This window comes from Nocardia sp. NPDC060259 (genome assembly GCF_042728775.1).
Lineage (GTDB): Bacteria > Actinomycetota > Actinomycetes > Mycobacteriales > Mycobacteriaceae > Nocardia.
This window is the reverse complement of sequence record NZ_JBHXAY010000090.1, coordinates 1-21,508: the sequence shown is the minus strand read 5'-3', so window position 1 is coordinate 21,508 and position 21,508 is coordinate 1. Positions and strand designations below refer to the sequence as shown.

Annotated in this window: 19 protein-coding genes; 7 read left to right on the top strand and 12 right to left on the bottom strand. The window is 66.1% G+C overall.

Annotated features, from left to right (window positions below; translation table 11 throughout):
* Window positions 1-7 precede the first annotated feature (7 nt).
* On the top strand, window positions 8-787 hold the full coding sequence (locus ACFWF2_RS26135; protein WP_379310089.1) for an alpha/beta fold hydrolase: 780 nt from the start codon (window positions 8-10) through the stop codon (window positions 785-787).
* 748 nt (window positions 788-1,535) lie between these two features.
* Here ACFWF2_RS26135 and ACFWF2_RS26130 read toward each other — a convergent pair.
* The 6 genes from ACFWF2_RS26130 to ACFWF2_RS26105 all read right to left on the bottom strand — a co-directional run bounded on the left by ACFWF2_RS26130 (window position 1,536) and on the right by ACFWF2_RS26105 (window position 10,002).
* Entirely contained in the window at window positions 1,536-2,990 is a 1,455-nt protein-coding gene (locus tag ACFWF2_RS26130; RefSeq protein ID WP_379310088.1) for an NAD-dependent succinate-semialdehyde dehydrogenase, read from the bottom strand.
* Complete coding sequence (gene gabT, locus ACFWF2_RS26125; RefSeq protein WP_379310087.1) at window positions 2,987-4,330, bottom strand: 4-aminobutyrate--2-oxoglutarate transaminase; 1,344 nt, start codon at window positions 4,328-4,330, stop codon at window positions 2,987-2,989. Before gabT ends, ACFWF2_RS26130 begins: the two co-directional genes overlap by 4 nt.
* Window positions 4,331-4,465: 135 nt before the next feature.
* Entirely contained in the window at window positions 4,466-5,896 is a 1,431-nt protein-coding gene (locus ACFWF2_RS26120) for an aminobutyraldehyde dehydrogenase (protein ID WP_379310086.1), read from the bottom strand.
* Window positions 5,897-5,906: 10 nt separating this feature from the next.
* Window positions 5,907-7,328, bottom strand: a complete 1,422-nt coding sequence (locus ACFWF2_RS26115) for a flavin monoamine oxidase family protein (RefSeq protein WP_379310085.1) — start codon at window positions 7,326-7,328, stop codon at window positions 5,907-5,909.
* 147 nt (window positions 7,329-7,475) lie between these two features.
* Window positions 7,476-8,450 carry an alpha/beta fold hydrolase gene (locus tag ACFWF2_RS26110; RefSeq protein ID WP_379310084.1) on the bottom strand — a complete coding sequence of 325 codons (975 nt, stop codon included), beginning with the start codon at window positions 8,448-8,450 and terminating at the stop codon, window positions 7,476-7,478.
* A complete protein-coding gene (locus ACFWF2_RS26105) occupies window positions 8,443-10,002 on the bottom strand; it encodes a flavin-containing monooxygenase (protein WP_379310083.1) in 1,560 nt (519 codons plus the stop codon). The genes ACFWF2_RS26110 and ACFWF2_RS26105 overlap by 8 nt, the downstream gene beginning before the upstream one ends.
* Window positions 10,003-10,298: 296 nt before the next feature.
* Between ACFWF2_RS26105 and ACFWF2_RS26100 the strand changes: the two genes are divergently transcribed.
* Window positions 10,299-10,793: an SRPBCC family protein gene (locus ACFWF2_RS26100; RefSeq protein WP_379310082.1), complete on the top strand. Its 495-nt coding sequence runs from the start codon at window positions 10,299-10,301 to the stop codon at window positions 10,791-10,793.
* Window positions 10,794-10,807: 14 nt separating this feature from the next.
* Here the strand turns inward: ACFWF2_RS26100 and ACFWF2_RS26095 are convergent, their stop codons facing one another.
* The 4 genes from ACFWF2_RS26095 to ACFWF2_RS26080 form a co-directional block, all read right to left on the bottom strand.
* On the bottom strand, window positions 10,808-12,034 hold the full coding sequence (locus ACFWF2_RS26095) for a PucR family transcriptional regulator (RefSeq protein ID WP_379310081.1): 1,227 nt from the start codon (window positions 12,032-12,034) through the stop codon (window positions 10,808-10,810).
* A gap of 159 nt (window positions 12,035-12,193) precedes the next feature.
* The gene (locus tag ACFWF2_RS26090; protein WP_379310080.1) at window positions 12,194-13,351 is read right to left on the bottom strand and encodes a zinc-binding dehydrogenase; all 1,158 of its coding nucleotides are present in this window, start codon (window positions 13,349-13,351) and stop codon (window positions 12,194-12,196) included.
* A 68-nt stretch (window positions 13,352-13,419) separates the two neighbouring features.
* Window positions 13,420-14,292, bottom strand: coding sequence for a phytanoyl-CoA dioxygenase family protein (locus ACFWF2_RS26085; protein ID WP_379310079.1), 873 nt, complete (start codon window positions 14,290-14,292; stop codon window positions 13,420-13,422).
* A gap of 30 nt (window positions 14,293-14,322) precedes the next feature.
* Window positions 14,323-16,704 carry an MMPL family transporter gene (locus ACFWF2_RS26080; protein ID WP_379310078.1) on the bottom strand — a complete coding sequence of 794 codons (2,382 nt, stop codon included), beginning with the start codon at window positions 16,702-16,704 and terminating at the stop codon, window positions 14,323-14,325.
* A 142-nt stretch (window positions 16,705-16,846) separates the two neighbouring features.
* Here ACFWF2_RS26080 and ACFWF2_RS26075 point away from each other — a divergent pair, with 142 nt between their 5' ends.
* Entirely contained in the window at window positions 16,847-17,443 is a 597-nt protein-coding gene (locus tag ACFWF2_RS26075; protein WP_379310077.1) for a TetR/AcrR family transcriptional regulator, read from the top strand.
* A gap of 146 nt (window positions 17,444-17,589) precedes the next feature.
* Here ACFWF2_RS26075 and ACFWF2_RS26070 read toward each other — a convergent pair whose 3' ends face one another.
* Window positions 17,590-18,003 carry a hypothetical protein gene (locus ACFWF2_RS26070; protein WP_379310076.1) on the bottom strand — a complete coding sequence of 138 codons (414 nt, stop codon included), beginning with the start codon at window positions 18,001-18,003 and terminating at the stop codon, window positions 17,590-17,592.
* Window positions 18,004-18,120: 117 nt separating this feature from the next.
* On the opposite strand from ACFWF2_RS26070, the gene ACFWF2_RS26065 reads away from it, so the two are divergent.
* The 4 genes from ACFWF2_RS26065 (at window position 18,121) to ACFWF2_RS26050 (ending at window position 20,210) form a co-directional block, all read left to right on the top strand.
* A complete protein-coding gene (locus tag ACFWF2_RS26065) occupies window positions 18,121-18,456 on the top strand; it encodes a hypothetical protein (protein ID WP_379310075.1) in 336 nt (111 codons plus the stop codon).
* Complete coding sequence (locus tag ACFWF2_RS26060) at window positions 18,453-18,908, top strand: hypothetical protein (RefSeq protein WP_379310074.1); 456 nt, start codon at window positions 18,453-18,455, stop codon at window positions 18,906-18,908. Before ACFWF2_RS26065 ends, ACFWF2_RS26060 begins: the two co-directional genes overlap by 4 nt.
* 366 nt (window positions 18,909-19,274) lie before the next feature.
* Window positions 19,275-19,724: a hypothetical protein gene (locus tag ACFWF2_RS26055; RefSeq protein ID WP_379310073.1), complete on the top strand. Its 450-nt coding sequence runs from the start codon at window positions 19,275-19,277 to the stop codon at window positions 19,722-19,724.
* A 36-nt stretch (window positions 19,725-19,760) separates the two neighbouring features.
* Window positions 19,761-20,210, top strand: a complete 450-nt coding sequence (locus ACFWF2_RS26050; protein WP_379310072.1) for a hypothetical protein — start codon at window positions 19,761-19,763, stop codon at window positions 20,208-20,210.
* A gap of 478 nt (window positions 20,211-20,688) precedes the next feature.
* Here the strand turns inward: ACFWF2_RS26050 and ACFWF2_RS26045 are convergent, their stop codons facing one another.
* Window positions 20,689-21,147: a hypothetical protein gene (locus ACFWF2_RS26045; RefSeq protein WP_379310095.1), complete on the bottom strand. Its 459-nt coding sequence runs from the start codon at window positions 21,145-21,147 to the stop codon at window positions 20,689-20,691.
* Window positions 21,148-21,508 lie beyond the last annotated feature (361 nt).

Sequence of the window (21,508 nt, the reverse complement as noted above, 5' to 3'; positions counted from 1 at the left end):
AGCCGCCGTGCCGACCTTCCGTGTTCCCGGCGCCGACCTCGACGTGGAACTGAGCGACGAGGGCGGCCACCCAGTCGTCCAACTCCACGGCCTCACCTCCAGCCGCCACCGCGACCGTCTGATGGACCTCGATCTCGGCCGCGGACTCAGCGGAACCCGACTGCTGCGGTACGACGCGCGCGGCCACGGCCACTCGACGGGCCGTACCGTCCCCGAGGACTATCGGTGGCCGGTTCTGGCCGATGACCTGCTGAACCTGCTCGACCACTGGTTCCCCGGTGAACAGGTGCACGGTGTCGGTCCTTCGATGGGCACCGGGACACTGCTGCATGCCGCTGTCCGCGATCCTGGCCGATTCGCCGGCCTCACCCTGCTGGTACCCGCGACCGCCTGGCGCACCCGCGCCGCGAAGGCCGAGATCTACCGGAAGAATGCCCGCTTGATCGAGGAGCAGGGACTCGACGCCTTCCTCGGTGCCGATCTCACCGTGCCTCGTCCGCCGGCCACCGTCGGAACGCCGGAAACCGTGCCGGATGTCGCCGAGCACCTACTGCCCTCACTGTTCCGCGGGGCAGCGATGAGCGACCTGCCAGCCCCCGAGGCGATCGCCGCGATCGAGGTGCCGACCACGGTGTTGGCCTGGATCGACGACCTCGCCCATCCGGTGTCGACCGCCGAGGCGCTGGTGGACCTGCTGCCGACGGCCACACTGGAGGTGGCGCACACACCGGCCGATCTCGCACGCTGGCCGAGCATCCTGTGCGAGGACGTAGCACGACACGCGTAGGCACGACGCCCTAGCGATTCGTTCTAGGGCCAACCGCCCGATACGATCGCCGTGCCCCACAGCTCGCCATCGGCCGGTCCGACTGGGGTCCGAGCGCCCAAATGTACGCTCTGGCTACACGGAACTGATCGAATCGGTCCCAGGACGGGTGCATAACAGCCGAGCGCCAGCCGGATCTCGTGTGGCGCAGCGCCAGCTGCACAAGGTGTGCGGGCCGTGTGGGTGTGTGCGCTTCGCCGACAAATGCGACGAATTCATGGTGCGTGCCGGCTACCCGGACCACCGCCGCAGATCTGCTCTGCACCGCGAATGATGCTTCTGGGCAGACGTTGTCAACCGAAGCCGGTAGCGTGTGCGCTGCGCGGACGTCGAGCCACCGGCCGTAGCCGGAGCGGCGCGAAACCAGACATGGCACGTTGCAGTGCGAAGGCCGAAAACCGCCCGTACCGGGCGGACCGGCATCATCAGATCGAGTAAGAATCTGCGATGACCAGGCGAAACGGTGGCAGGACCCGGAACTTCGGCCAGGAATTCTTGGCTAATCTACTGGTAGTTCTGCTCCCCCATCTGGACTCGAACCAGAAAACTGCCGGTGTCGAGCCGCGGTGCTGGTCACACGAGAACGTTGGCGGGGACACGAGGTTGTGAGGTCGAGTAGGAAACGCACTCCATGTCCCTGCAACCTGGAGGTCAGCGCTGCCGGACAGGTGCCGGCTATACCGAGACACCGGGCCGCAGCCGACATCCACTATTGCAGCGCAACGTATTTGGTTTCGAGGTATTCGTCGATGCCTTCGCTGCCGGCTTCCCGACCGAGGCCGGATTGTTTGATTCCGCCGAACGGGGCCGCGACGTCGGAGATGATCCCGCGGTTCACTCCGACCATCCCGGCTTCGAGTGCATCCGATACCCGCAGTGCGCGGTGCAGGTCACGGGTGTAGATGTAGGCGGCCAACCCGTATTCGGTGTGGTTGGCGGCGTAGACGGCCTGATCTTCGTCGTCGAAGCCGGCGATCGCGGCCACCGGGCCGAATACCTCCTCACGCAGAATGCGCGCATCGGCGCTGATGTCGGTCAGCACGGTCGGGGCGTAGAAGTAGCCGTCGCCGTCAGTGTAGGTGCCGCCGGTGGTGACTACCGCGCCCTTGGTGACGGCGTCGATCACCAGTTCGTCGACGGCACGTCGCTGCTTGTCGGTGATCAACGGGCCGACCTGTACGCCGTCGAGGTGGCCCGGGCCGATGGTGAGCCCGCGCATGCGTTCGGTGAGCCGAGCGGTGAATTCGGCGCGGACCGCGTTGTCGACATGGAAGCGATTCGCGGCGGTACATGCCTGGCCGGTGTTGCGCATCTTGGCGGCCATGGCCCCTTCGATCGCGGCATCGAGATCGGCGTCGGCGAACACGACAAACGGTGCGTTGCCGCCTAGCTCCATAGAGGTTCGCAACACCGAGATGGCTGCGCGTGCGAGCAGGCGCTTTCCCACCGCGGTGGATCCGGTGAAGGTGAGCTTGCGCAGCCGCGGGTCGGTCAGCATCGGGTCGGTCAGTTGCGCTGATCGCGAGGTCGGCAGGATCGACAGGACGCCGGGCGGCAGGCCGGCCTCGGCGAGAATCTGGCCGAGCAGCAGCATGGTCAGTGGCGTTTCGGAGGCGGGCTTGACCACCATCGTGCAGCCGGCGGCGAGTGCGGGGCCGATCTTGCGGGTGCCCATAGCCAGGGGGAAATTCCACGGCGTGATCGCCAAGGTCGGGCCGACGGGCTGTTTGGTCACCAGGATCCGGCCGTTCCCGGATGGGGAGGGCGTGTAGCGGCCGTTGATCCGCACGGCTTCCTCGGCGAACCAGCGCAGGAACTCAGCACCGTAGCCGACCTCGGCATGGCTGTCGGGTAGTGGCTTGCCCATTTCCAGGGTCATCAGCAGCGCGAAGTCGTGTCGGCGAGCTGTCACCAGTTCCCATGCCCGGTGCAGGATTTCCGCGCGGCGGCGTGGCGGCGTCGCCGCCCACGCCGGTTGCGCTGCGGTTGCGATGGTCAGGGCCTGTGCGCCGTCGGCTGGGTCGGCATCGGCCACCTCGGCCAGGACCTTTCCGGTGGCGGGGTTGTGGACGGGGAACGTCGACCCGGTGGCCGCTCGGACTTGGTGCCCGCCGATCCACAGGTCGGTCGGCAGCGTGGACAGCAGGGCGTCGAAGTCGGTCATCGGCGGCCTGCCGCTGCGTGCAGGACATCGCCGAGCACGGTGACGGCCTCGTCGAGCAGGTGGTCGCTGATCACCAGCGGTGGCAGCAACCGGATCACGTTGGAGTGGGTGCCGCAGGTCAGCAACACCACTCCTTGGGTGAGGGCTTCGGCGGCGATCCACTTGGTGAGTTCGGGGTCTGGATCGGTGCTGCCGGGGTGGACGATCTCGATGGCCAGCATCGCGCCGCGGCCGCGAACGTCGCCGATCACACCGGTCCGGTCGGCCAATTCCTGCAACCGGGGTTTGATCGCGTGCTCGATGGCCCGTGCCCGGGCAGGCAGGTCGAGATCGCGCATCGTGTGCAGGGTGGCCAGCGCTGCCGCGCAGGACACCGGGTTGCCGCCGTAGGTGCCGCCGAGCCCACCCGGGTGTACCGCATCGAGCAGTTCGGCGCGGCCGGTGATCGCGGCCAGGGGCATGCCGCCGGCGATGCCCTTGGCCATGGTGATGATGTCGGGCTCGATCTGCTCGTGTTCACTGGCGAACCAGGCGCCGGTGCGTGCGAAACCGGTCTGCACCTCATCGGCGATGAACACCACACCGTGCTGTTTGGCCCAATCCGCCAGCGCGGGAAGAAAACCCGGGGCCGGAGTGATGAACCCGCCTTCGCCCTGGATCGGTTCGATAATGATCGCGGCCAGCGATTCGGCGCCGATCTGCTTGTCGATCTGCTCGATGGCGCGGCGGGCAGCGAGGTCGCCGGACAGCCTGTCGCGGTAAGGATACGAGGCAGGCATCCGGTAGACCTCGGGCGCGAACGGCCCGAACTGGGCCTTGTAGGGCATCGACTTCGCGGTCAGCGCCATGGTCAGGTTGGTACGGCCGTGATAGGCGTGATCGAAGGCGACCACCGCGGTCTTGCCGGTGGCCAGGCGCGCGACCTTGACAGCATTTTCCACGGCTTCGGCGCCGGAGTTGAACAGGACCGTGCGCTTGTCGTGTGCGCCCGGGGTCAAGGCCGCGAGCTGTTCAGCGACCTCGATGTACCCCTCGTACGGGGTGACCATGAAGCAGGTGTGGGTGAAGCGGCGGGCTTGCTCGGCCACCGCGGCGGCCACCTCCGGGTTGGCCGCGCCGACGGTGGTCACCGCGATCCCGGAGCCGAGATCGATGAAGGAGTTGCCGTCGACGTCGACGATCACCCCTCCATCGGCGTCGGCGGCATACACCGGCACCGCGGAGCCGACGCCGGCCGCGACGGCCCGGCCGCGCCGCTTTGCCAGTGCGGCGGAACGTGGCCCAGGCAGCGCGGTGACGATAGAGCGCTGTTGCGCGAGACGATAGGCGATGTCGATCATCGGAAATCTCCCAAGTGATGGTTCGGTGGGTGCCGAATACTCGTAATTTGCTCCACACCACTGTGATTCGAGTGATTCGTGGAGATTGCCCCGCCCGGGCTGCGCAGCACACCACCCGGAGCAGGACTGTTCGGGTCAGTCGTGGGTGCTCATCACGTGCTTGATCCGGGTGTATTCCTCGACGCTGTAGGCGGAGAGGTCTTTGCCATATCCGGAGTATTTGAATCCGCCGTGGGGCATCTCGGCGACCAGCGGGATGTGGCAGTTCACCCATACCGCGCCGAAATCCAATGCCAGGGTCAGCCGTTCGACGGTGCCGTGGTCGCGGGTCCACACGCTCGCCGCCAGGCCGTAGTGCACGTCGTTGGCGTAGTCGATGGCCTGGGCTTCGTCGGTGAAGGCCTGCACGGTCAGCACCGGCCCGAAGGTCTCCTGCTGCACGATCTCGTCGTGCTGACCGACACCGGTGATGATGGTGGGCTCGAGGAGGTAGCCCAGGTTGCCCACCCGTCGGCCACCGCAGACGATCCGGGCGTGCGATGGAAGGGCCTCGAGTTTGTCGGTGACCGCGGTGAAGTGGTCGATGTTGTTCAACGGGCCGTAGAAGGCATTCGGGTCCTCGGGCAGTCCGGGGCGCAGGGTCTCCGCCCTTTTTGCCAGCGCCTCGACGAGCTGGTCGTGGACGGAGTGGTGGACCAGGACCCGGGCTGCGGCGGTGCAGTCCTGTCCTGCGTTGAAGAAGGCCGCCTCGGCGATACCACCGGCTGCCTTGTCGATGTCGGCGTCGGCGAACACCACCGCCGGTGCGTTGCCGCCGAGTTCGAGGTGTACGCGTGTGACCTGCTCTGCCGCCGCGGCCGCGACAGCGATCCCGGCCCGCACCGATCCGGTGATCGAGACCAGCCCGAGCGCGGGACGCGATACCAGCGCCGCGCCGGTGCCGCTGTCACCGAGCACCACGTTGAACACCCCGTCGGGCAGGATCCCTTTGCTGATCCGCGCCAGGACAAGAGTGCTTTCGGGTGTCGTGTCACTGGGCTTGAGTACCACGGTGTTACCAGCGGCCAGGGCTGGTCCGATCTTCCAGATCGCCATCATGAACGGGTAGTTCCACGGCGTCACCTGCCCGACGACCCCGATCGGTTCGCGCCGCACGTAGGAGGTGAATCCGTCCATGTATTCCCCGGCGGCTTTGCCCTCGAGCAATCTGGCCGCTCCGGCGAAGAAGCGCAGCTGGTCGGCAGCCACCGCCACCTCCTCGCCGGCGATGACCGCCCGCGGCTGACCGGTGTTGCGGCACTGCGCGTCGACGATCTCGTCGCTGTGTGCCTCGATCGCGTCGGCCAGTTTCAGCAGTGCCGTCTGCCGGAAGGCCGGGGTGGTCTTGCCCCAGGTGCGAAATGCTCGTGACGCGGCGGCGACCGCCACCTCGACATCGTCCCGAGTCGAGATCGGTGCCCGACCCACCACGTGCTCGTCAACCGGATTGATCAGGTCCAGAGCCTCGGTGGACAACGAGGGCACGAACTGGCCATCGATATAGTTGCGCAACAGCGCGATCGACATGATTTCCCTCTCAGCGTTGTGCGGTGGCGACTGGTGCGGCAGGCGATGTCACCGGGATCTGCGACAGTGCCCGGCCGGCGTGTTCGGCTGCTCGCTGGCCCGCGCTTACCGCGCCGTCGATGTAGCCCTGGTTGACGGTGGCGGTCTCGGTGCCTGCCCAGTGGATGCGCCCGACCGGTCGGCGGTCGGCGTCGGTGTACTGGGTGATCACGCCGGGCGGGCGGGAGCTGACGCACCCGCTGATCCACGGTTCGTGCGTCCAGTCCTTCTCCAGATAGGCCCGCGGGTGTGCGGCCTCGGGCCCGAACAAGGTCTGCAGGTCGGCCAGGAACATCGCGCGGCGCACCTCGGGGTTGTCGAGGATGTCATCGCTCCAGTGCAGGCCGTACCCGGATCCGGCGGTGCCGAGGAAGGTGAGCAGGATCCCGACGCTGCCGTCGGGCGGGGAGTTGTCGACGACGTAGTTGGCGACCCGCAGGTCGGTGATGGCCTGGCCGTTGAATCCGTTGTCGCGCCAGAACGGTCGGTCATAGATCGCGAACAGTTTGCTCTCGGTGCCGTTGCACCAGCGGCGCTGCAGCATGGCCCGGCGGGTCGGCAGGTCCGGCGCGAACCGGATGCGGTTGGCGTCGGAGGGGGCCATCGCGACGATCACCTGGTCGGCGCGAACATCGGCACGGGCAGAGGACACCAGTACCCCGGTGTCGTCCTGGGCGATCTGCGAGACCGGCGAGTCGAGCACGACCCTTCCGGGCAGGGCTTCGGCCATGCGCAGCGAGATCAGCTGGGTGCCGCCCACCACCCGGGATTCCTGCGCGCCACCGGTGATGTTGACCAGGTGCTCGATCCCGCCACAGCCGGCGATGCGGGCCAGCTGCACCAGCAGCGACGTGCTGTGCAGGTCTTCGCCGTCGGTGACGGTGAAGGCCAGCTTGAACAGCAGCCGAACTTCCTTGGTGAAGGAGTTCGCGTCGATCCACTGTCCGAAGGTGATGCTGTCCCAGTGGCGGGCCTCGGGTGCGTTCCAGGGCGCGTCGAGCGGGACCGTTTTCGCCATCCGCTCCAGACGCAGCTGCATCTGGGCGTAGTCGGCCAGGACCATCGGGTTCAACGGCGGGATCGTGCCCTTGTACAGCTTCTTCTTGCCTTTACGCAGATAGATCGACTTGCCCTCGACGTAGGTCTTGAACGTGTCGAGGCCGAGTTCGTCCAGCAGCGCCAGCACGTGGTCCTGGCCGGGTCCGACCCACTGCCCGCCGCCCTCGGTGATCACGCCGGGAGCGACATCGAGGTTGACGGTACGTCCGCCGACCCGGTCGCTTGCTTCCAGCACAACGACAGAATGTCCGGCTTGGTTGAGTCGGCGGGCTGCGGTGAGTCCCGACACTCCGGCACCGACGACGACGACGTCGGCAGTAAGTTGCTCGCTCATGGGGTGAGTCCTCCTGTGCTATCGGTGAGTGGGAAACGTCGGCTCCTGGTCCTGATCTCCTCTGCGCCGCTGCCCGGGGGCCGCGGCGCGACGAGCCCGGGGCCGGCTATCGCGACTGGGCCGGTGGTTGGCACCTGTCGCCGGCTTTCATGATCGGGTTCGTCCCTGGCGCTTCTTCGCAGTGGATCGTCGACGGTGCTGTGCCGTATCCGGATTCGGGGTGTGCTTGTCGATGTGGGCGGCCACGCGTTCGACGATCAGGTCTGCCAGCGAGTCCGGAATGTGGTGGCCCATTCCGGCGATGACTATGTGGCGGGAGTTGGGGATGGCGGCCGCGGTGGCCTCACCCCCCGAGGGGTCGACGAGGGGGTCGCGTTCGCCGTTGATGACGAGCGTGGGCACGTTGATCGTGCGCAGCTCGGCGGTGCGGTCGCCGGAGGCCTGGATGGCTTGTAGCTGGCGTTGCATCCCCGCAGGGCCGTCGCCGGCGGTTCTATCCCACTGGGTGGCTGCGTGCTCGGCCTCGGCGAGCACATCGATGGGATACCCCGAGCCCGCCAGATTGGCGCTCAGCCGCAGGTGCGCTTTGACCGCCTGCGGTTTCGTCCGCGGCGTCTGGGTGGCGAGGATGAAGGTCGTCTTCAACGACGCACGCCCGACCCCGGGGTTGCCCGTTGTCGAGTAGATCGAGGTCAATGATGCGGCGCGCGTCGGGAATTCGGCGGCGATCGTCTGCGCGATCATGCCGCCCATCGATCGCCCGACCAAATGAGCAGGACCGACGCCGAGGTGCTCAATCAGGTACGCGCAGTCGGTTGCGCAGTCGGCGAGGGTGTAGGCATCCGAGCGTGGGCGTGCCGATGCCAGGCGCAGGACGCCCGGGGCGGGAGTGGAGACGAAGGTCGACCGCCCACTGTCCCGGTTGTCCATCCGGACGACGAGGAAACCGCGCGACACGAGTGCAGTCACGAACCGCTGGGACCACATGGTCAGGTCTTCACCGAGACCACCGATCAGCAGGACCGCGGGCTGCCCGAGCTGACCGTCGACGCGATAGCAGACACGGATGCCGCTGGGCAGACGGGTGAACTGATCCGGGCTCCGCACGGACAGCTCAGACATTGCCGGATTCCTGTGCCGCTCCGGTCAGTTCGCCGACGGTGGATGTGTCGCCGCTGAAGGGCCGGTCGGTGCTGGCACTGAGGTGCAGGCTCTCGTCGAACAGCGCGCCCCGAAGCAGTTTGGCGTCTTCCGGGTAGGACAGCCCCATCCGCCAGGGCAGTTCAGTTCCTTGCCGAGGCACGGTGTGCTGCGAACGCAACACATACCCGGCGCTGATGTCGAGCACCGGCCTGGTCTGCATTCCGGGCTCGGCCACCGCGACCGCGGTGTCGTAGCCGAAGCTGTCCATGTGCGCGAGCAGGTCGCAGAAGTAGCGGCACATCAGGCTGATCTTCAGCGTCCACGACGAGGTCGTGTACCCGACCGCGATCGCCCAGTTGGGGACACCGGAGAGGAGCATGCCGCGATAGGCGATCGATTCGGCGAGGTTGACCGGGTTCCCGTCGACCCGCAGGTCCATGCCGCCGAGCAACTGCAGGTTCAGGCCGGTGGCCGTGACGATGACGTCGGCCGCCAGCTCGCGACCGGATTCGAGCAGGATGCCGGTCTCGGTGAACCGAACGATCTTGTCGGTGACCACCGAGGCGTCGCCGTAGCGGATCGATTCGAAGAAGTCGCCGTCGGGTGCCAGGCACAGCCGCTGATCCCACGGATCGTAAGGAGGGTTGAAATGGGTGTCGACGTCGAAACCCTGCGGTAGCAGGCCCTTGTTGACGTGGCGGATCAGCGCGCGGCCGGCCCGCGGGAACATGCGCAGGCCCTTCACAACCGCGCGATCGAGCCAGATGTTCTTGAACCGGGTCAACGCGTACCCACGCTGCTCTCCGAACAACTTGGTCAATGTCAGCGCGAGCGAGTCCACCCGCGGCAGCGACATCACGTAGGTCGGGGTGCGCTGCAGCATCGTCACGTGCTCGGCTGCGCCCGGGCCCGAGGCCATCGACGGCACGAGCGTGATTGCGGTGGCGCCGCTGCCGATCACCACCACCTTCTTGCCGACGTAGTCGTAGCCCTCCGGCCAGTGCTGCGGATGAATGATGTCGCCGGCGAAATCGTCGCGTCCCTCGAAATGCGGGGTGAAGCCCTCCTCGTAGCGGTAGTACCCGGTCGCTGCGAAGACCCAGTTCGCCTTGATCTGATGGTGGGTGGCCGACTCACCGCCGTTGTCGATCTGTACCTGCAAGGTCCAGGCCGCTTCGGCGGTGGACCAGTCCGCCGAGATCACCCGGTGCCGGAAGCGGATCAACGTGTCGAGCCCGTTTTCCTGCACGGTCTCGTGCAGATAGTCGCGGATAAGCGGGGCGTCGGCGATCGCGGCCCGGTCCTTCCACGGTTTGAATTCGTAGCCGAAGGTGTGCAGGTCCGAATCCGATCGAATGCCGGGGTAGCGGAACAGATCCCATGTGCCACCGATATTGTCGCGGCTTTCCAGCACGACGACGCGTTTGTTCGGGAACGCTTTCGTGACGTAGCGCGCGGCGCCGATTCCCGAGATTCCGGCACCGATGATCACGATGTCGAACTCTTCGTTGACGATCGTCGACGTGTTCATCACATTCACCCCATTTTCCGTTGGTTAGGCGTTGACCCACCCTCCCGCTGGAGACAGGTCGCCAACCACAGCGCCGTGCCCCCAGCTGGGACCTGGACAGGTGCACAGTGCACACCGGCCGGTGCGGGCGAATTCGGGCTCGCCGGAGAAAAGTGGGTGATGAGCCGTCGACGTCCAGTTCATGAAATCGGCTCAGTTGCCTCCCGTGCGGCGGCGGTGCAGTGTGTCGCACCGGCGACGGATGAGGGTGCACGGCGGCGTGGCCGACGGCACAACCGACGCGCCAGGCTGGGCGCATGTCAGAATTTCACGAGTTCAGCGCATCGCGGCTGATGCCGGTGCCGGTGGCGGCAGTGTGGGAGTTCACCGAAGATCCGCGCCACAACGCCCAATGGTGCAACAACGTTCGCGAGGTGACCCAAGTCGACCGTCCGTTCGGAATCGGGCGCAGTTTCGAAGAGATCAGTGTCGTGGCTGGGCCGTTGACATCGGTCACCACCTGGACCCTGCGCACTGTCGTTGCGCAACGCGAACGCACCTTCACCGGGAAAGGGTTTCCCGGTGTCGGCGAGATCCGGCCGTTCGTGCGGATGGAACCGGTGACCGACGCCGCGGGCGCCGAACTCGCCTACGTCACCTACGGGTCATCGATCGAGCTTTCCTATGGCCGGTTCATTCCGGTCGTGACACGGCTGCTGCGGCGAATGCTCGCTACCGAATTCACGACCTCACTGGCCAACCTCGAAAAGCTCGCCGGCCGTCACGCTGCTCGCAACGCCGATCGTTTCTAGCTCCGGCAACCCGGTCAACGGTCGTCGCGCAACTGCAGATACATCAGCGCGGCGACCACGCTGGTCGCGTTGTCGACCAGCGGTCGCGGCAACAGCCGGTCGACGCGGGTCAGCCGGCGCTCGATGGTGTTGCGGTGGGTGAACAGGCGCTCGGCGGTGCTGGTGGCGTTGAACCGTTCCTGCACGTAGGTCAGCGCCGTTTCCCGCAAGAGGGTGTCGGCGGTCGCGAATTCGCCGAGGGTGTCGGCGACGAACTGTTCGGCTTGGACCATATCGGCGGACAGGGCCGCGACGAGCTGGATGTCCTCGTAGCGAACGATCTGGCGGGCCGAGCCCAACCGTGCCAGGACCCGCTGCGCCGTGGCCGCGTCCAGGTGGGTGCGGCGGAAGCCCTCGATGTCGCGTCCGGGGCGGCCCAATGCCACCCGCACGCCGGACGATCCCGCCAGCTCCTGCCGCAACACCGATATCGGCGGGACCTGATCGGTAGGCAGCCACAACCACAGTGCGTTGGTGCTCGCCACCAGCGTCAACCGCCGACCGGCTCCGCAGGCCCGCATCACCTGCTCGGCTGCCGTTTCGATGGCCTCGGAGCGTTCGGTGGAATCCACCCAGACGATGGCTGCCACATGGTTACCGGTGAGGGCGTAGCCGAGGCGGGCCTCGGCGCGCGCACGGCTGATCGGTGCGCCTTCGAGCAACAGCTGGGCGGTCGAGTGCCGTTCTGCGTGGGCGCTGCGGGCCAGGTCGGTACGTTCGGCTTCGACATAGGCGGACAGCGCGGCCATCGAATCGTCGACGAAGGTGATGATCGAACAGCCCGACACCCGCAGGGTCTCGCGGAGCAGTTCGTGGTCGCTCGTCGCACCGAAACACTCGTCGGTCCACCGTTGCCACGCAACCCGCTGGCCGGCCCGCCACGATCCCAGATCGCTGGTGTCCAGCCCTCGCCGCACGAGGTCGCGGGCGAAACCCAGAGTCTCGGGATCTTCGCACGGCGGAACGCGCCGGCCAGGGTTCTGGATGGTCGCGGTGAGCCAGTGGATGAGATACGCCTTGTGCATCCGCCGGTCGCCGGCAGCGAGTACCGGATCCTCCACGATGAACGGGTACTGGGTGCCGAGCTGAGAGGCGGAGAACACTTCGTCGACAAGCGCCTCGGTGGTGGGCAGGATCCGTTCGGCAACGCCACGCATCAACACGCACGCCCGTTCGCTCGGCACCGGCCACAGTTCCTCCATAGGGGCACTGTTCACCATCGCTGCCTCGATTGCACCCGACTCTCCGAGAACGGCCACGATGCCCGCGCCGCTACGAAGGGCGGCACGCTCTTGCCGTCCGCGGTGGTGAGCGCCGCACACTCCACTCCCATCGGTGCACAGGGCGGTCGCTGCAACTCCTCAGTCCTCGACGGCGTCCCGGTCGGGCAGCAGTAGCTGGCGTAGGGCATGGCCGGCGGACAGGTCGGCCAGGGCGTCGGCAGCTTCCGACAGCGGCCGGCGGGCGGAGATCATCGATGCCAGATCGAGGCGTCCGGCCATGACCTCATCCACCAGTTCCGGGATGTCGCGGTGCGGGATGGACGAGCCGTAGTTGCAGCCGAGGATGCGTTGGTCGGCTTCGGCGAGTGCGAGCGGATCGAAGGTCGCGTGTTCTCCCTGCGCCGGGAGGCCCACGATCACCGCCGCGCCGCCGAGCCCGAGTGCGGCGATGGCCTGCTCGGTGGTCCGTATTTTGCCGATGGCGTCGAACACATAGTCGTAGCCGTCAGGTACGACCGAACGAAGCGCGGCAACCACATCGGGCACAGCGGCGGCATCGACGATGTCGGTTGCCCCCAGAGTCATGGCCAGTTCGAGTTTCTCGGCCACGATGTCGACCGCGACGATCCGGGTGGCGCCTTCCAGCCTCGCGCCCTGGATGCACGCCAGACCGACTCCGCCGCAGCCGATCACGGCCACGGTGGACTCCGGTCGGACCGCCGCGGTGTTACGTACCGCGCCGACACCGGTCGCGATGGCACAGCCGATGATCGCGACATCCTCGAGCGGAGCATCATCGCGAACCTTGATGGCGCCCGAAACCGGGACGACGACTTCCTCGGCGAACGACGACACTCCGAGATAGTGGTGGATGCGGCCCTCCGCGTCCGACAGCCGGGTCGTGCCGTCGTAGAGCACCCCGCCGGGCGCGACGATGGCGGCCACCAGTGAGCATTGCGCCGGTCGCCCGGCGCGACAGGTTCGGCAGTGCCCACAACCGGGCACCCAGGACAGGACGACGTGGTCGCCGATCTCGAGCTCGTCGACACCTTCTCCGACCCCGGTGACGATCCCTGATCCCTCGTGCCCCAGGACCAGCGGTCGGGGCACCTGCCACGCGCCGGCGGTGACGTGCAGGTCGGAGTGACAGACCCCGGCAGCGACGATCCGTACCTGTACTTCGCCGGGTCCCGGGGGTGCGAGGTCGACGTCCCTGAGCGCGATCTTGCCGTCGTCGTCGAGGACGACGGCGCGGATCGACGTAGGCCGCGAACTCGCGATGTCGTGAGTAGGCATGTGAGGTTTCCTGATTCGTGTCACTGAACAGTGGTGCGCGGCCGTGGTGGACCGTCGTGTACGACTTGTCAGAGGCCGAGGTGATGAGCGATCTCGTGGGCATCGGATGTCCACAGGCCCGGTGATCCCACGGGGTACTGCGAGCGGAATCCGAGTAGTTTCTGCACCCGCGCGGGCAGGTCGCGGATCGTGTCTCGGTCGATCAGCAGCGCGTGTGCCTCCTCCGGAGTCAGAAACGATGCTTGGACGGCGATGCTTACTGCCCGTCGGCTGTGATCATGGGTCCGATTGGCGCCGCCACCGTGCAGGACTTTGCCGGAGAAATACAAGGCGTCACCGGCGCTCATTTCGGCGGCAACGGTTTCCCCTGGATCTCCGCGGACACCGAAGTCGTCGGCCAGATGAGTCCCCGGCAATACCCTGGTCGCGCCGTTGGCGTCGGTGAAATCGGTCAGCGCGACAAGGAGATTGGCACACACTTCGGGTGCGTACCGGCCCATTGCGGCGAAGGCGGGATAGTTCTCGTTGTCACGATGCAGGAACTGGGCCCGGTTGCCGGGACCGATCTGGATGACCTGCCCGGTCGAGAGCCACCAGTCCCCCAGCTGATCGCGGAATGTTCCCTCGCACAGGGCGTGTAGGAGATCGTCGTCGAGGATTTCGGTGCGGAAGGTCGGGCTCTGTGTCACCAGGCCGGTCATGCGTTGGGTGTTGGCGCCGTGGAACTCCTGCATGATCGGGTTCCAATGCTGCGATCCTGCTGAAACTCCTGCCAGGGCGGGGTCGAGTTCGGCGTTGAACCGGCGGACCTGATCGACGGAGAGGAACTCGCCGATGATCACCGCCCCGTCCTCGGCCACGATTTGCAGGGTCTCCCGCACCTCCGTCGACCGCGATACCTTGCGCAAGGGCCGTGACCGGCGCTCTGCCGTTGATGTCATGGTTTTCACCTTCGTCTCGACTGGATGGACTCACCGCCATGAGGTCGGATGCTGCTGCGCGCCAGCGCATTTCGCCTCCGGAATGGACTGCTCGGACACCCGCACTTCGCGGCCACCGGCGTAATGCCACTCTGCCTGCGGCGGCGTCTGTCCACTACGCCACGGTGCCCACGAGTGCACCTGATGCCGGTGCACACTGCACACCTCGGTCTCCGATTCCCCCACCGTGGCCCGGTGTAGGCCTGACTGCTGCACAGCGGCCTCCTTTCGCTCCGGGTTCGGCGCGGCTGATTCGGGTAGGGTTTCGCCTTCGATGTCGACGTGGGGCATCCACCGTTCGAGTGACGCGGGCAGCCACCACGCGTGGCGGCCGAGCAGGGCCATGACTGCCGGGATGAGTGTCATGCGGACGACGAGTGCGTCGAACAGCACGCCGATGCCCATCGCGAAGCCGATCGGCCCGATCATCGTGTTGTGGCTGAACAGGAATCCGGCGAAGACCGCGATCATGATCACGGCCGCTGCGGTGATCACCCGGGCGCTGCCCGCGTATCCGATGCGCACCGCCTCCAGCGCCGTGTTCTTGCCGCTGACGTAGGCCTCCCGCATCCGCGACATCAGGAACACCTGATAGTCCATGGCCAGGCCGAAAAGTACGCCGATCAACAGGATCGGCAGGAATGCCAGGATCGGGGCGGGGTGATGCACGTTCAGCAGCGAGCCCAGCCACCCCCACTGGTAGACCGCAGTCGTCGCGCCGAGTGCGACCGCCAACGACAGCAGGAATCCCAGCGCCGCGGTCAGCGGCACCAGAACCGACCGGAACGCCACCATCAGCAACACCAGCGCGAGACCGACCACGACGATAAGGAACGGGACCAGGGCGTCGGAGAGCTTGTCTGCCACGTCGATCCCGATCACGGTCTCACCGGTCAAGTGCAGGGCCGCGCCCTGTTCGGTACGCAGGTCCCCTGCGCTGTCACGGATGGCGCGCACCAGCTCGGCAGTCCGTTCGGAACTGGGAGCGGTAGCGGGAACGACGACGAACTGAGCGGTGTCGCCCGCATCGTCGACCTCCGGCGGCAAGACCATCGCGACCCCGGGCATCGCGGTGATCCGCAGCACCGCGGCCTCAGTCTGAGCGTGGATCCGGCCGGGCTCACCGTCGACGACTGCGATGAGAGGCCCGTTCAGTCCCGGCGTGTAGGCCTGGGCCAGCAGGTCATGGGACGTGCGTGACACCGTGCCTGCGGGGTCTTGACCGGCATTCGGCAGGCCGAGACGCAGATCCGCGACCGGCAGCGCGAGTACCGCCAGAGCCGCGATTCCCGCGACCAGGGTGGTGATCGGACGTTCGGTGACGATCCGGCCCCACCGGTTGGGCCGTCGCGCGCCCTCGATCGCGCGAAGCCCGCGCCCACGGGGAATGAGCCGGGCACCGGAGAATCCGAGCAGCGCAGGCAGAAGGGTGACGGCCAGCGCCACCACGACGCTGACGCACGCCGCGGCCGCCAGACCCATACCGGTCAGGAACGGTATCCCGGCGATCGACAGCCCACACAGGGCGATGAGCACCGTCGCACCGGCGAAGACGACAGCGCTGCCCGCCGTCCCGATCGACCGGGCCACCGATTCGCGCACAGCCATGCCCTCGGCGAGCTGCTGTCGGTGGCGGGACACGATGAACAGCGTGTAGTCGATACCCACCGCCAGGCCCAGCATCAACGACAACGCCAGGGTGGCCGAAGATGCGTCGAACAGTGTGGAGACCGCCACCACACCGCCGGTTCCGACAGCGACGCCGATCAACCCGATCAGGATCGGTAACCCGGCGGCCAGCAGCGACGCGAAGGTCACGAGCAACACACCCATCGCGATCGCCACACCGATCGCCTCGGCCGGACCGACGAACGAGGCCTCCGAGTAGTACGGGCCGCCGGTCAGCAGGGGACGCAACCCCATCGCCTGAAACGTCGTGTGCGCCTTGTCCACCGCCGCCTTCGCTGCCGGATCCACCGGCCGGGAGAAACTGATGTCGGCGAAGGTGACATCACCGCGCTCAGCGACCGCCGGCGAGGCCGGGGTGACCGACTCGATGCCCGGTACGCCGGTCAGCCCTGCCAGCTCGGCGTCGATCCGCTCCAGCGGCAGGCCCTGGCCTGCCGGCGCCCGGACGACAAGGCGTGCCGCGGCCTCGCCGGGTGTAGTCGGCGCGCCCTTGCCGAAGCTGTCGACCAGTACCTGCTGCGCACGATCGGACTCGGTACCGGGGATCTCGAACTTGTCGGAAACCTTGGCGCCCAACGTGATCCCGACCGTGGCAACGACAACAGCGATCAGCGACCAAGCCGCGACCACCCGCCACGGGTTTCGGAAACAGAGATCGCCGAGGCGATAGAGAACACGAGCCATGCCTACCCCTTCAGAATCAAAACCTACAAACGTCCGTTTGCCTACATCTGTCGGTTTACCTACACATGTAGGATAAAAGGGAGGTGCCTAGGCACGTCAACGTGTCGCGCAGCACACGAAGCGGAGATGGGAAGGTTGAGGTGTGAATCGAGAGCAGACAGCCCAGCGCAAACCGGCATCCGATGACGCGCGCGTGCTGCGCAGCCGCGGGTTACTGCAAGACGCGATCCTGAAACTCGGGCAAGAAGGCCCGGTGGACGGCATCGCGATCTCCGACATCACCCAGCGCGCGGGAGTGAGCCGCAGCACCTTCTACGACCACTACACCGACAAGGAGACGCTGCTCGCCGACGCCATCGACCGCCACGCCCTCGACGCGGGCGTCTCACTACGGACCGAAGGACTCGACGAAGGGTTGCCCGGTCAACCGCCGCAGTTCCTGGTCGACTACCTCCAACACATCGCCGATCACGCCCAGCTGTATCGCAATGTGCTCGGCGCCCACGGATCCGCCGCGGTCCACGCACGACTGGCCCGCAGTATCGCCACCATCCTCGTCGAAGGAATCGGGCTCCTCGGCCAGCACGCGCCGGTCGAATCCCCAGTCCCGGCCGCGGTCGACGCCGCCGCACTGGCCGGGGCGATACTCGCCGTCATCACCTACTGGCTGGAACAGCTGCCGCAGACTCCGACACCCGATGTCGCAGAATGGATCTGGGAGATTATCACCAGAGAATGAATTGCATCTCGGATCCGACCACCGCGGACCGTGTCGCCGAAACAGGGCCAGAAACTGGGCCGGGGCGAACCAGCCGGCATGGAAAGAAGTGACCCGCACAAAGGGTCACTCGCCTGCGCGGGCCGGCCAACTCTGACGGCGCCGGTTCAGGCCGGGTCGGGCAACCGGACCGAGGCAAGTTTGGCCGGGTCGATCACGATGTGAAGCGCGGTGATCCGGCCATCGGTGACGGTGAAGGCAATGACTGAGAGAGGGGTTCCGTCAGGACGCCAGGACATACGGCCAGGGATGCCGTTGACCAGCACGGGCCGTTGTCGAGCGACCTCGCCGGAGAACATGCGAGCGCCGGAGGCAACCGCGGTCGCGCCCAGGGTGACGACCACACCGTCAGAAGTGTCGACAGTCAACTTCACTTGCGGGTCGAGGACGCGCAGGAGCGCTTCGAAGTCGCCGGCTAGGGCCGCGGCACGGAAGGCTTGGACGACCTCTTGGTGCTCACGCCCGGGCCCCGCTCGGCGTTCCGTGGCTTGAACCTTGCGGCGGGCGCGACTGGCGATCATTGTGTCCAGACGGACCAAGCTCACCACTGCGATTGGCCAGCCCCTCGACCACACCGCCGAGATTGGTGATCACCTGGCCGAGGATCTCGTCACGGTCGCGGAAGGTGGCGGCGAGTTGTGCGGCTCAGCCACTCCTGCGAGTCGTGTCCCTTCTTCCGCGTCGATCCTCTCGAACGCGAGGGAATGGTGGCCAAACGCTTCGAACTGAAGGTGCAGCTCGAACGCTCAACGGTGATCAACGCGCCGCAGCACATGATCGACCACTTCCACGCGCGAATCCGTCATTGCGACGCCATCATCGACGGAATCGACACCTACCTCGCGCAGATCCCCGACGCCGAGCGCCGCGCGATCGAGGCCGCGCTCGAAGCCATGGCCGACATCCGCCGCCGCGCCTCCTCGCCCCGGCGAATCGACCTCCGAGCGCACCTAAAAGGACGGGCCGTCGAATGACGACTACCACGGCAACCGCTGCACTGGCGCGCTACAACAAAGACCGCAGTAACCAGAAGAAGCGCGCCGTCCAGTCGGCGCTGGCGGACCTCGTCGCCGACGCCCGCCAGCCGATCACCAAGGCCAACGTCGCTCGCCACGCGCGAGTCTCCCGAGAGTTCATCCATAGCCATCCTGAACTCGGGCGGATGATCGAGAATGCCGCGCAACAGATCCAGGTCGCGCCGGCACCCGACATCACCGGGGGCGCCACCGCGCGGAGCCTGCAGGCCCAGAACCGTACCTTCGCCGCAACGATCGCCAATTGGAAGACCTCGCGGCATCACGGCAGGCGCACATCGACGACATTAAGCGCCTCAGCGCCGAACCGGTCTCTCCGATCCGGGGTCGGGTATATCACCAACCCCCGACTGCTTGACGTTGCCGCGTACACGGCACGCGTTACACGTTGACCTGTGGAAATGGGCCGACAGTCGCAGTGCTAAGTGCCATGTCCGAGAAGGTTGATGCGGTAAAGCCTCGAACGGCGGGTTGATGGAGGTGCCTGCGAAAACCGATCAGAGGGCGCGTGATCACGTCTGCCGGATCGCCCGGTGCTGCCCCCCTGGATTCGGGCTGGTCGCTATCGACGTGGTGTCTTTCACAGCTGGCGGATGTGTTGCGGTTCAACGGAATCGCCGCCATCGGCCGTGAGACGCTGCGGCGGACCTGGAGTGCCGGTGGGGTATTGTGACAGGCCGCGAAACATGGAAGGTCGGCAACGACACCGAGTCGCAGAGAAGATGGCTCGGGTCCTAGATCTCTGGGGGATGTCACTGATGAGTTTCTACCTGGTCACCCCCGACGTCCCCGCCGACTTCGGCGAGGTCGTCTACGACGACAGCTACGATCCGCCGCGAGTGGTTTCGGCTCATTTCGAGTTCTCCTACCCGGTCGAGCGTGAGCTGATGAAGTCCTACAGTGGCGCGTACGCGGTGACGAAGCCGCTGGCCGATGCGCTGGCACAGAGCGGTTTGAACGGATACGAGTTCGGACCGGTCACCACCTCGATCAGTTCGCTGGTCGAAGACCCCGAAGGCTTTGTCATCCCACCGCTGTTCGGTCTGATCATCACCGGCCGAGCGTTCGTCGACGACTTCGGCATCCAGGGGCACAGCAAGCTGATCGGCTCCGAACGGGCGGCCAAGTTCCTCTTCGATCGTGATGAGATTCTTCGGCGATACTCATCCCAGCTGGACGAAAACGGCGAGATCATCATCAACCTTTGACGTGCGAGACGTCCGACTGACCCGGGGACGGAGCTCATGACCTTCTACTTGATCAACCCCGATGTCCCTGCCGACTTCGGCCAGGTCAGCAGAGACTCCAGCTATGACCCTCCGCGAGTGGTCTCGGCTCATTTCGAGTTCTACTACCCGGTTGACAGCGAACTGATCACGTCCTACAGCGGCGCATACGCGGTGACAAAACCGCTGGCCGATGCGCTGGCTGCGAACGATCTGACGGGCTACGAGTTCGGTCCGGTTACCACCTCCATCAGTGCACTGGTCGAAGATCCTGGTGGGATTGTCATTCCTCCCCTGTTCGGGCTGACCATCACTGGCCGGGCGTTCGTCGATGACTTCGGCATCCAGGGCCTCAGCAAGCTGATCGCTTCCGAGCGCGCGGCTGAGTTCCTCTGGAATCGTGATGCGCGCCTTCGGGACGGGGCAAACAGGCTGGACAAAGACGGCAACATGATCCTTGATTTCTGAGGTGTCGTGAGTGCTAATACCTCTGCTTTCTCGAGCATCGCGGTCACCAACTGATGATCGACCTGCCCGGGTGGCGGGTTGCCCGGCGCCGGTTGAGCGGTGACGCTGCCTCGTTGGAGGTGGTGCCGGTAGCTCGGAGACCGGAAGTGTTCGTCATCGCCGATATCAGCCGCGAAACGCTGCGGCAGATTTTGAATCGATCGGCAACTACATCCGCTGGCGCAACCAGCACGCCGCACCCGTCCAAGGGCTGCCAAGCCCTGACGACATCCAACCGGGAAATAACACGTCAGAGGCGGTTGGGGCTAGATAACCCATGGGCACCGCCTCGGGGCAGGCCGATCGCTCGTCAGCGTGGTGCCCTGCATCCGGATCGGCGGACATCATCGAACGCACACGTGCCTCGCTTGCAGAACGACCATCTACTCCCCGCCGATCCACGCTGACTGCGAGCACTAGCGCGCTCTGCTGAGCAACGTCAGAGCAGACCGAGTTGTGCGCTAGGCGGCTTGTGAATGGCGGCGGCCAGCTCGTTGATGAAGTCCTGCGGCAGACGGAGCTCGTCGGTGTGCATCTCCCGACCATGTCCCACTCGCCTCACGGCGTCCCCGGACCAGTCCAGGTCTACTAGCGACCACTTTCCTTTCTTTCGCCAGGGCGAAATCCGCTTCGACCACCAGTCGACCAGGGCAAATTGCCAGGTCACCTGTGTTCCGATCTTCGATGTGCCCCGCCTTGGGCACATCGAAGGGGGACCAGGAACCAGTCCGTACCGGCGGACCGGCATCGTCAGATCGGATAGGAATCCGCGATGACCAGGCGTTTTCCCGTTGCCCAGGTTTTGCGTGTCCTGCCGAGGGCGCGAACCTGCGACGACCTCGGTGAAGTGCTTCGACCGCTCCCGCCTCTGCTGCTGATCCGGAAAATCGTCCAGCATTTATGATTCATATCGCAAAAGTTGCTCCTGCTCGTAGAAGCGGTAGCCGTTGCTGCGGATGCCCGCCGGTCGCCGCAGCCCCTTTCGTCGTAGTGACGAAGCGTCCGCGGCGTCACTCCTGACATGCGGGCCAATTCGGCAACCGACCAGGACACGCCCACACCTCCCGTTGAAACTCGGCCTGCCTGTCCGGCACCTCGACGCTAAACGTTGACGCACCGTGAACCTCAACACCCGGCCGAGATCTAGAACAGTCGTTTGCGGGTGGTCGCGTGGTGCTGGTTCGTCGGTCATATGGTGGTGATCCAGGTCGCGATGTCGGTGACGACCTGCGGGTCGACATGCTGAGGTGCAACGTATT